This is a genomic window from Psychromonas marina, from assembly GCF_030161115.1.
Classification (GTDB): domain Bacteria; phylum Pseudomonadota; class Gammaproteobacteria; order Enterobacterales; family Psychromonadaceae; genus Psychromonas; species Psychromonas marina.
This window is the reverse complement of the sequence record NZ_BSPQ01000002.1, coordinates 710061-719343: the sequence shown is the minus strand read 5'-3', so window position 1 is coordinate 719343 and position 9283 is coordinate 710061. Positions and strand designations below refer to the sequence as shown.

Here is a 9283-nt window from a genome sequence, read left to right as displayed (position 1 = left end):
AATATACTGAGCAGGGAAAAGTAATATTTAGATTGACGTGGGAAGTCATACCAACGCCGCATTAAGCGGACAAAAATAGTGGGTTAAAATGTGTAGCGAAGCGAAACGTAACCCACTGTTTTGTTACGTTTAAATGCCTTGTTAGGCATTTTTAATGCTACGCAGAAATAACTTCTCTCACAACCGCTTCTTTCTCTAAAATAAATAGTTGATTGATTAATAGAAATTCTCGAATATCATCGTCTAAATGATGCTTAGGTTCTTGATGAGCACGATTATTTCTATAAGCCATAAATGTACTGGTAAATAAAGATGCTCGCCCTTTGCACTCACCGGAATCTATATCCTCCCAATAGAGCACAGACTCATCCCCTTGGAACGCTTTAGAAAAAAGCTTTGTGCTACTCTCATGAGTCAGATTTGTTCTACCACGAACTATTGATTCAATTTTTCTATAAGCATTTAAAATTGAATTATCTGGGTTATTAGTAAAATCGAGTGCTATTTCTATAAGCCTACAATCGATTAAGGCCATAGGAATAGTAAGAGGAAATTCACTAAACACATCAGGTTTCAATTCTTCTTTATATGGAACAAATTCATACCACCGGGCAGGAGATATTTTTGTTAAGTTATTAATTGATTCAATATCCTGAATCGTAAGACTTGACTTTAAGAGGCGTTCAAAAATATCGATCGGGCAAATATACTCTGCAATATTTTCTGTATATTTGCTAAGTAAGTTTAAAACAAAAGTATAACCTTTAGGTCCTTCGCCAGGGTAACCCGAAGAAAATCCATTTTTAATTGCAGCGACTCTGTCATGAGTTAAGGTCAATAGAAGACAGTGCGAATTTGAGTAATCACCTTCAGCTGTAAGAATTTTAACTTCTTCAATTATTTCACCAAAATGAAGAAGTTGTACCACTCCTTGCTTACAGCATTCCGTTAGTCCACTATCTCCCAAATACTGTATTTCTGCGATTTGCTTTTTAGGTAACATGAAACTCCATTTTACGTAATGCCTAACAGCCTATTAGGCAGAATTATTCCGTATTGTTAGTCAAACACCGAAATATATAAATTTGATAACTAGGCGTTACAATACGCTATCTCAAGATACAATCAATGCCTTACAATAAAAAACAAACTTCAGCACAGATATAAATGATGTTTTTCTAGTAAATAATTTTATGTTAAATCTGAGGCGTACAAAACAGAGGGCACGCTTTATAACCTGCCCTCTTTAATGTCAGGTTTGCAGGTTGAAATTTTATGACCGTAAAACTCATCACCAAGGTGACATTTGACGTGATTATTATTTAGGCTATTTAGGTTTTTCTTGATTGGTAAGCATACTCATGAATTTTTCAAAGCGCCTGACTCTGGTCTCGGGTTTCTTGGCGCTTAGTAAGCCATGTGCGATCACATAACGACTGGATTTATTCAGCGTTGCATAAAAAGCTTTAGCGTTCGCTTGGTTTTCAAGTTCAGCAACAAAGTCTGCGGGCACTTCCATTTCACTTGCGACATAGGCGCTCTGCCAACGACCATCCGCTTTTGCAGCATCAATATGGACTAAACCTGATTGCATCATTCGGCCTTCGCTGATTAAACGTTGTGCATGATCTGTATTTCTTTTAGACCAATTACTTCGTGGTTTTCTCGGGGTAATGCGTTGAAGGTAAGCAGTATCATCAAGTGATTTCTTAATACCGTCTATCCAACCCCAACATAAGGTTTCGATAACAAGCTCATTCCAAGAGATACTCTCAATAGCACTGCTTTTCTTGTATATCTTCACCCACAATTCAGTTTCTGAGGCGTGATTAAATTCAAGCCATTGAGCGAGATCCTGCGCCGTTGCAAATGCTTTAGTTGTTAATAAATTAGCGTCGTTCATCCATTAAATACTCTTCGTCAACGCCTCCTTGAGAGGCAAAAATTGCGTTTTATTAGGTTGCTAGGGGAAGATCATTATCCTGTGCAATGACTTGTTAGGTTACCTCACTTCGGTGCTAACCCCATGTCATCAAGCCTATATAATATCTCTTCTTTACGCGTTTTAGCGACCTCTTGCCAATGAATACCTTCACGAGCACCGATGATTGCGTAAATCGAATTTAACCCCGTGCCTTTTACTTTTTGTTTGAGTTGCTTATATAACTCAAAGGGATCGATTGCCATAAAATCATCAACAGAGTGAATATCTACCTCGGCTAATATCTCTTCGCTCTTAGGTCCAAAACCTTTTAAGTCTCTTAATCGCATCTACAATCTAAACCTCCAAGTTAAGTCATTACCAATCGAGATTTACTAAGCTAGGTCGATTGGCTGACAATGTGTCGTAAAGCTAAGCGTTTATGTTGCATTTTATTTTCATACTAAGTAATTTTCTGCATCACAAAGTTGGTCAGTTTTCCATCTGCAATGGCAACCTGCTGCTCCTTGACGACATGAAAACCAAAGTGTTCATAGAAGCAACGTGCAGTGAGGCTTACCTGTGAATAAAAACGGCTGATACCTTTGGATGCGCCAACGCTCAATATGTGTTCCATCAGCGCACGTCCAACTCCCGCCCCTTGGTATTCTGAATGGCAGAAGAAATGGTCAATATAACCATCATCCTGTAAGTCAGCAAAGCCAACAATGTTGCCATCTAGCTCAGCAATGAACGGGTTCATGTCCGTAATACGCTTACGCCATAAATTCATATCGTAATGTTCGGGAGCCCATCGTTTCGTTTGCTCAACCGTATAATCTTGACGATTAATCGTGCGGATGGTGTTGAACTTAATATTCCAGGTAATAGCCACATCGTTAATGTCGAAATTTCTAATGTTAATCATCACGAGTAACTCCTATGGTCAAAAAATACAGCACTATTCTCTAGTTATGCCCCAAGTAAATCAAGGTGCTTAATCTTTTTATAGCGTAATGACATAGCAATACAATGCGCTAACGGTTGAGGCACCGTTTGTCCAATCGTTAGAATAATTGCACGGTTACCATCAAATTCAAAAATATCAGCATAGAGCGTTTTAAAGGTCGCGACTAATGACGTTTTACAATTGAAGTAAACACAATATTGATTAGGATATTTTGCTTTCCAGTCAAACCTAACTGTACTACCGATCTTAGAGGTATAACTCGGCTCCCCCCATTTCAAAGTTTCAGTTAAATCCAGAATACCCTCTTGTTCAGCAACGCTATAAATTAGGTCACGTATATTATGAAGTAATACAGCCACCTCTTCAGGATAGCTTTCAAACTTATTCTTTACACTCACATGCATGGGCAACTCACATAATCAAACAGATAAATCGACACGTTAAATAGTAAGTCATGAATGCTGAAATATACACTTAACGCATAAGATAGTGATCGAGCTTGTTGATGAACATGATGGAGCTTAAGACTCATGATGAGTCATCGTTGGCGATTATTTTAATCAACAAGATAGAGCGGTATCACAGTTAGTCGTTCCATTTAATGATGAAAACGTGAACACTACATAGTTTGCTAAATTACATAACGATAGAATAATTTAACACAGTAGTTATCTAGACCAATAACCCTTACAGTAAATTTCCATTTATATAACAAGGGATTACATAACAATGAAAACAATCATTATGCCAGTAATATATACCTTTCTTTTATCACTTCTATTTTCATGTTCGCTGAATACGTCTGAGGATAATAAAACTAGACCTGATTTTAACCCTTCATCGGATTTACTTTTACTGCAATTTGACAGTAAAACCGATGCCGATGATATTACCTCCATTGCCGCTACAGGTAGCATCCTTAAAAAACTTGGCGAAGAGGAGACTAATTATTTAGCCGTCGCTGGCGCATATGGTAAGCAAGGTGGTCTGTACATCCCTAGTCCCGAATTGTTTAACCTGGTATTTCAAGATAACTGGGTAGATGTGCATAACCAACGTCAAGAAGCAGTCGATGCGATTTATAAAACCGTCAAGAAAACCCTCAAAAACGGCGGCAATGTTTGGGTAATGGAGGCAGGACAATCTGATGTTTCAGCGAAATGGTTAAAATTACTACAAAATGATTTTGCGTCGTCAATACTTAAAAAACAGATACATATTGTTCAGCACAGTAATTGGAATGAACAAGAAACCACCCCAACCTCTTTGCAGTTTGTTAAAGAAAATGCGGCTTATCACCGTATAGAAGACGGTAACCACACCAATAATAGTACAGCGGGCTTTCATGAGGTAAATAGTAAATTTATCGATACAATCAGCAGCAATCCGATACATGGAGAATCATGGACATTAGCCTTTGATATTGTTGAACAATATAACGGCAAAGATGGAAGGTATTTAAACCCGATGATTGCTCAAGAAGGAGGCGTCGATTTTTCTGATGTGGCTGAGCTGACTTGGATTTTACAACTCGACCAAATTAAGGATGTCGATGACTTTGCAGATTGGTTAGGTATTTATTATACCAATGGAATTTAATAGGTGTTCAGAGTTTGCGTAGGAAAAATTATTACTAACAAGGCGTGAGTTGCAGCCTTTCGAGAGATTAACTTCGTTAATCCTCTATCGGAGAATTAAATTAAAGACTTTAATTCTTTAATAGTTGTTCTCACTTCAAAACTCACAACGCAGTTAGGGATAATTTTAACCAGCAAGAATGATCACTTTATTAATTCCTTTGGTATTAATTAACCGCTAAAATTTAAGATCTGCTCTACGCATTTCGGTACATTATTAATGTCACGCTAGAGCACATCTTATTATTACCCTCAGATACGCTATGATCACTTGAAGCACTAAGCCAAACAGAATGCGAAAATAAGCATTTATTATAAAAGATAAAAAATGGTGATCAAGATGACTTGACCACCACATCTATTGATTATTTATTGCGAACTATTAGTTGCTAAAGAAAACCGTTGAAGTACAGGTTGAACTAAGAAGTTAAACAGTAACCCTGCGATGAACAGAGTGATCACAATGCTCGCACCGCTCGGCAAGTCGTAATGTGCTGACGCTGCTAACCCCGATAAAATACCAACAATACCGATGCCGATACTCGCGATAAAAAAGCGACTTCCTTTTAATGCGGATGCACATAAAGCAGGTATCACCAACAACGCGAACTCTAAGTAAATGCCTGTCAACTTAACCGTGATTGGCATTAAAATGGCAAAGATAAGGTAAAAGCCACTTCCCTGCATAAACTGCGGCTTAAACCACACCAACAGTAACATGCCCGCAGTAATGAAAGCTAAAGGCCAAACATCATCCCATGTTGCCCAAAGTAGCTGACCATTTAGGATCCCTTGAATAAAGTCTGCCCCATGTGGGTCTTTACTCACTAACAGTACCGCTAGCGAGGCAGAGACGACAAACAAGCTGCCTATCATGGACTCTAAATGTTGTTGGTAGCGTTTTTCCATCAATGCAACCACACCGCATAACAACAGCGACATGACCCAAGGACCAATCATCTCCCCAATAAACGAATCAGAGAACAAGGCATATTGGCTTAACCAATAATGGCTTAATGCAGCGCCGAGTGCCGCAACTTGTGCCACCGCTAAATCGATAAAGATAATCTGGCGTTTTAGTACCTGCTGCCCCAACATGACATTACCAATCAATGCGATCAATCCGCATAAAACAGCGGGTAATAGCCAACTGTATTCACTCATCATTTAAGGCGCTTCCGACTCGGGTGTCACTAGTACATCCAACAGTTCATCAATCACTTGATCAACCATTTCATCCAAACTTTGCCCTTTAGAAACGGTCAGCGGCAACTGAATGATTGGCTTATCAGTAAACTCATGCAACCAGTTTGCTGGGCGTTGGTTTTGGTGAGTAGAGTAAACAATCACATCAAATGTGTTGGCATCCAATTTCGTCAACGATTGTAAATGCGATGTCGTTGGTGAAACACCCGGCTTCGGCTCAAGGTCGGCAACTTGCTTCATGCCTAACCAATCATACAAATAGCGATAGGTTTCGTGATAACCCACAACCTGTTTACCCCTTAACGGCGCCGCTTTTTCACTCCACTCATTCATCTTTTGCTGCCAATGAGTACGGAATTGAGTGCCGTTTTCCTGATAAAGTGGTGCGTTATCGGGGTCGATATTTTGCAAACGTTCAGTAATGACATGAGATAGCGAAATCATCTGATTAGCCGCAAACTGAACATGTGGATTACCCGCTGCGTGAATATCACCCATACTGCGATCAACATGATCATGGGTATCTAACATGCCAATAAAATCCGATGCGTAAATCATGCTTTGAGCACCATCTTGAACGGCACGATTACTACTTCTTGCTTGCAGCATCGGCAACCAACCAACTTCTAATTCTGCACCAGAGCACATCGCCATATCAGCTTGACGCATTTTCGCAATCAAAGAGGGACGCGCTTGCACATAATGCGGATCTTGCTTAGCCGTAGTGGCAGAGTAAATCGTTGCATTCGGGGCATGACTGGTTAGCAATGCTTCCCATTCTGGCTCACAAACAAAAATATTGAGTGCAAAACTAGGTGAAGAGATGATAGCAGCACCCGCAGCTATCATCGCTAAACTGCACTTAGAAAAAGTCAGCTTAGAATGCATGGGCACCGTGCGCTCCAAATGTCATTGTATATTGCAGCGTGAATACGTTATCAGTTTCGCTACCTTTATGGCTTTCTTGATTTTCAACACGAGAATACTGCGCTCGAATTGTACCAAAATGAGACGCATCCCAGGCAACCATGAGGTCCATCTCTGTGTCGTTCATTGCGTGAAAGTGAGCAGGAGATCCACTGTAACTTTCTGCTTCACCGTAACGTACACCTGCAGACCAGCTTGGATTAAAACGATAAACCCCTGATACATAGTAAGCACTTAAGTTATCTGGCGAATTAGCGTTATCTTTATACTCACTGCCTACAACCCCATCTAGCAACATGTATTCTGCCGCTAAGGTTAAATTACTGTACTTATAGTTACCATCTGGTGCCCATTTCCACACAAAATCTGCACCATATAAATTAGACCCAGTTATTGCTGCAGCGTGGCTATGATCGTGGTCATGATCTGAATCATGGCTATGATCATCTTCAAACTCTGATACTTTACCGTTTTCATTACGCAGGTAACTTAAACCAAACTGCCAGCTTGACGAGTCAGAAAAATCGTTACCCAGTTTTAAATTAGCCATGTAAACACCGACTGTCGTTCCGTCTTCGACAGAAGACATCTTGCCACCGCTTAATGCTTCCACACCCAATTTTATATACATATCTGTTGGTAAAACGATGCTTGCGCGTACACCATCATCGTAGTAGTGAGAACCAAGAAAAGTACGGTAAGCAACCGGTCTTTCAGCAAAGCTATCGGTGTGCATATGCTGGTTATTCAGGTAACCAAAGTCAGATAAAAAACGACCTGCACGCACATTTAAACCATAAGGTAACGCGAGTGTTTCAATGAATGCTTCTTCTAATAGCAATTCTGTTTCGTCACCGTGGCTTTCTATCACCGTTGTTAATGATCCGAAGAATTTATCGTCTATGTTTGCAGACATATTTAACTCAGTATGACCAAGACCAAAGCCTTCACTACGTTCAGAGTTATTGCGCTCACCATCTTGATAGTAGCCATCTAAAACCACACCAATTTGTGGATTTGACAGCGTATTAGCAAAAGCTGAAGATGTCATTAAGCTACCAACGGCTAAAGAAACCAATTTTTTATTCACCACGTTTTCCTTTTTAAAGTGTTATATTATAACGTTTTGTTATTTTGTTATGTTATAACATAACAATTTAAAACGGGGCAAGACGAACACCAATTACTGATGTAAATTTAATTTATCAAAGAGATAGGCAATATAATAGTGTTGGTTAAATCGACTAAAGCTCTTAATCATCATGCTAAGCAACTGTAATTTATGGTGATAATATAAAAGCAGATTTACACCGATAACCCTGTTAATAACGATATGTAACCGGTGAGGTTCAATAATGCAGGGGTGATCATGGTAGGAAACCAAGGTAGATAATAATGGGGCACATTTTTAGTTGAAGCGATCAGTTCAGTTTACTAAGTCGTGAGTACCCTTTTATGAACCAAAATAGCAACGCGAGACGGTCACCTTTGATCATTAGACACTTATAAAATTGTCGCTAATCCTGCTCAGTCATAAAAAAGCATATTGAGTAAATAGCCGCCTAAAATTTTACTAGCTCATTGTTTTTAGATGGCTGAAATATTTTCTATTAATGTCGGGTCTAGTTCTATACCAAACTGCGCTTTGTCCAATTATCGCTGTAAATAAGAGAATGCTATGCAAAAAACATTAGGGTTAATGTTATCAATATCAATGCTTTTTTATGTGTCATTCGCTAACGCTGACAAAACCATCTTAGCCGGTGGTTGCTTTTGGTGTATGGAATCTGATTTTGAAAAACTACCCGGTGTTACAGAGGTTATTTCAGGCTTTACCGGTGGCGACATAGAAAACCCAACCTATCAAGGCGACCACACTGGGCATTATGAGGCGGTTGAAATCACTTACGATGCGAGCAAAGTAAGTTATCAAGAAATATTAGATCATTACTGGGTTAATATTGATCCCTTTGATTCCAAAGGCCAGTTTTGTGATAAAGGGGCAAGTTATTTAAGTGCTATTTTTGTCGCTAATGAGCAGGAGCGCCTGCTCGCTGAGCAATCAAAACAGGCAGTGATAACAGAATTTCCTGAGCAAACGGTGGTCACCCCAATATTAGCAGCCAAAACGTTTTACCCGATCAAGGGCGAAGAAAGCTACCATCAAAACTATTACAAAAACAATCCATTACGTTACAAAATTTATCGTTGGAATTGTGGTCGAGAGCAACGCCTTGAAGCAATATGGGGCGACAGAGCAACCCATGATAAATCGCGCGGGTTAGTATGTATAAATTATCGAGAATGCTATCGTAAGTGATAAATAACGCGTGACTAAATGTTCTACACTGGCTAAAAATAACGTTAAATATCAAAGTGTAATCGTTTCACCATCTTCAGGAATATACACTTTATCGCTTAAGCCATTCATCTCTACTGTGTCGTTTAGGGTTTGCCTTTTAGCTGGACAATGGTTTAACGCCTCTAAATGATTCGCTATCACTTTCCCCGAGACATCCTTATAAACGCTAATACTTCACTACTTGGTATTAATCACGGCTGACCAATATCCATTTGTGCTGCCACAGACCATTTCAGATAGTGACTTTGTATATATTGTGT

At 39.4% G+C, this 9283-nt stretch carries 11 protein-coding genes; 2 read left to right on the top strand and 9 right to left on the bottom strand.

From position 1 onward, the window contains the following. Nucleotides 1-157: 157 nt before the first annotated feature. The 5 genes from QQK09_RS07400 to QQK09_RS07380 all read right to left on the bottom strand — a co-directional run bounded on the left by QQK09_RS07400 (nt 158) and on the right by QQK09_RS07380 (nt 3295). Entirely contained in the window at nt 158-1003 is an 846-nt protein-coding gene (locus QQK09_RS07400) for a TIGR02391 family protein (protein ID WP_284203475.1), read from the bottom strand. A gap of 324 nt (nt 1004-1327) precedes the next feature. Then, nucleotides 1328-1903, bottom strand: coding sequence for a YdeI/OmpD-associated family protein (locus tag QQK09_RS07395; protein WP_284203474.1), 576 nt, complete (start codon nt 1901-1903; stop codon nt 1328-1330). A 104-nt stretch (nt 1904-2007) separates the two neighbouring features. Continuing rightward, nucleotides 2008-2271: a TfoX/Sxy family DNA transformation protein gene (locus QQK09_RS07390; RefSeq protein ID WP_284203473.1), complete on the bottom strand. Its 264-nt coding sequence runs from the start codon at nt 2269-2271 to the stop codon at nt 2008-2010. Nucleotides 2272-2384: 113 nt separating this feature from the next. Then, nucleotides 2385-2849, bottom strand: a complete 465-nt coding sequence (locus QQK09_RS07385) for a GNAT family N-acetyltransferase (protein ID WP_284203472.1) — start codon at nt 2847-2849, stop codon at nt 2385-2387. 44 nt (nt 2850-2893) lie between these two features. After that, nucleotides 2894-3295 (bottom strand): DUF1801 domain-containing protein, encoded by a 402-nt coding sequence (locus QQK09_RS07380; protein WP_284203471.1) that lies wholly within the window; start codon nt 3293-3295, stop codon nt 2894-2896. 325 nt (nt 3296-3620) lie between these two features. Here QQK09_RS07380 and QQK09_RS07375 point away from each other — a divergent pair, with 325 nt between their 5' ends. Continuing rightward, nucleotides 3621-4490: a hypothetical protein gene (locus QQK09_RS07375; RefSeq protein WP_284203470.1), complete on the top strand. Its 870-nt coding sequence runs from the start codon at nt 3621-3623 to the stop codon at nt 4488-4490. Between the two features lie 407 nt (nt 4491-4897). Here QQK09_RS07375 and QQK09_RS07370 read toward each other — a convergent pair whose 3' ends face one another. Genes QQK09_RS07370 through QQK09_RS07360 form a run of 3 tightly spaced genes read right to left on the bottom strand, consistent with a single transcriptional unit; the run spans nt 4898 to nt 7712 of the window. Further along, the gene (locus QQK09_RS07370; protein ID WP_284203469.1) at nt 4898-5695 is read right to left on the bottom strand and encodes a metal ABC transporter permease; all 798 of its coding nucleotides are present in this window, start codon (nt 5693-5695) and stop codon (nt 4898-4900) included. Next, nucleotides 5696-6622, bottom strand: a complete 927-nt coding sequence (locus QQK09_RS07365) for a metal ABC transporter solute-binding protein, Zn/Mn family (RefSeq protein WP_284203468.1) — start codon at nt 6620-6622, stop codon at nt 5696-5698. Then, nucleotides 6612-7712, bottom strand: coding sequence for a hypothetical protein (locus tag QQK09_RS07360; RefSeq protein ID WP_284203490.1), 1101 nt, complete (start codon nt 7710-7712; stop codon nt 6612-6614). Before QQK09_RS07360 ends, QQK09_RS07365 begins: the two co-directional genes overlap by 11 nt. A 627-nt stretch (nt 7713-8339) precedes the next feature. On the opposite strand from QQK09_RS07360, the gene msrA reads away from it, so the two are divergent. Beyond that, nucleotides 8340-8981: a peptide-methionine (S)-S-oxide reductase MsrA gene (gene msrA, locus QQK09_RS07355; protein WP_284203467.1), complete on the top strand. Its 642-nt coding sequence runs from the start codon at nt 8340-8342 to the stop codon at nt 8979-8981. 51 nt (nt 8982-9032) lie between these two features. On the opposite strand, the gene QQK09_RS07350 is transcribed toward msrA, so the two are convergent. Next, entirely contained in the window at nt 9033-9164 is a 132-nt protein-coding gene (locus QQK09_RS07350; protein WP_284203466.1) for a hypothetical protein, read from the bottom strand. Between the last annotated feature and the right edge of the window lie 119 nt (nt 9165-9283).

Bases quoted from the DNA above. Each gene is read 5' to 3' on its own strand.
- QQK09_RS07400 (WP_284203475.1), bottom strand. From the start codon at position 1,003: ATGTTACCTAAAAAGCAAATCGCAGAAATACAGTATTTGGGAGATAGT.
- QQK09_RS07395 (WP_284203474.1), bottom strand. From the start codon at position 1,903: ATGAACGACGCTAATTTATTAACAACTAAAGCATTTGCAACGGCGCAG.
- QQK09_RS07390 (WP_284203473.1), bottom strand. From the start codon at position 2,271: ATGCGATTAAGAGACTTAAAAGGTTTTGGACCTAAGAGCGAAGAGATA.
- QQK09_RS07385 (WP_284203472.1), bottom strand. From the start codon at position 2,849: ATGATTAACATTAGAAATTTCGACATTAACGATGTGGCTATTACCTGG.
- QQK09_RS07380 (WP_284203471.1), bottom strand. From the start codon at position 3,295: ATGCATGTGAGTGTAAAGAATAAGTTTGAAAGCTATCCTGAAGAGGTG.
- QQK09_RS07375 (WP_284203470.1), top strand. From the start codon at position 3,621: ATGAAAACAATCATTATGCCAGTAATATATACCTTTCTTTTATCACTT.
- QQK09_RS07370 (WP_284203469.1), bottom strand. From the start codon at position 5,695: ATGATGAGTGAATACAGTTGGCTATTACCCGCTGTTTTATGCGGATTG.
- QQK09_RS07365 (WP_284203468.1), bottom strand. From the start codon at position 6,622: ATGCATTCTAAGCTGACTTTTTCTAAGTGCAGTTTAGCGATGATAGCT.
- QQK09_RS07360 (WP_284203490.1), bottom strand. From the start codon at position 7,712: ATGACATCTTCAGCTTTTGCTAATACGCTGTCAAATCCACAAATTGGT.
- msrA (WP_284203467.1), top strand. From the start codon at position 8,340: ATGCAAAAAACATTAGGGTTAATGTTATCAATATCAATGCTTTTTTAT.